This window comes from Faecalibacterium sp. An77, from assembly GCF_002161315.1.
Lineage (GTDB): Bacteria > Bacillota > Clostridia > Oscillospirales > Ruminococcaceae > Faecalibacterium.
In genome coordinates, this window is record NZ_NFHK01000107.1 from 1 (window position 1) to 687 (window position 687).

The 687-nt window shown below is 48.5% G+C and carries 2 protein-coding genes; both read right to left on the reverse strand.

All coding sequences use genetic code 11. The features are described from left to right. Positions 1-260, reverse strand: a 260-nt coding sequence (locus B5G28_RS14890) for an IS3 family transposase (protein WP_204228884.1), incomplete at its 3' end; no start/stop codon positions are given. 140 nt (positions 261-400) lie between these two features. Beyond that, positions 401-687 (reverse strand): helix-turn-helix domain-containing protein (locus tag B5G28_RS14245; protein ID WP_144265589.1); only part of this gene is annotated, 287 nt, incomplete at its 5' end.

The following is a 687-nucleotide window of genomic DNA, read 5'->3' on the forward strand; positions in this document are numbered from 1 at the left end:
TCGGTCACCCATTTGCGGTTTGGCGCTTCGGCCTGAAAGTTCCGGTTCAGAAGATTCTGGTACTTGTGCAGCTGCTGACCCATCTGCTGCCAACGTCTGCGGCGACGGATTTCAGACAATAAGCCGTATTTTTTCATGACTCGCAGGATCGTTTTAGGGTTATGGATGATTTCTTCACTGTTTTTCAGCCATTGCCACATTCTGCGGTAGCCATAGGTATGAAAACACTTGTCCTGCTGACTTCGGATCTTCTCCGCCAATGAGGCATCTTTCTCAGGTCGATTCAGTCGCCTTACAAAGCTGTAATAGCCGCTTCTGGATACCGAAAAGAACCTGCACATGACTAGTACAGAATACTTCTCCCTGTGACGATAAATCACGGCATACTTTGCCTTTGCACTCACTTCCTTCCTGTGGACCGCAGAAAATCCCGCAGCAGCTCATTCTCCATCTTCAACCGCCGGATCTCATGGGCTTGCTCGGCGATTATATCTCCAGGATCTCCAGGTTCAGCAACTTTTCTCCGACGTCCTTTTGGTTTGGGAAAAATTCCTGCTTCCAGTTTGGTCTGTTTGCGGTTATATCGGTTGATCCAATTCTTGATTTGTACCTTGCTTAATCCCAATTGATTCGCGATCTCTTGCCGGGTCGCTCCTGCCTCTCGCAAGGCCAGAATTTCTTCCTCTT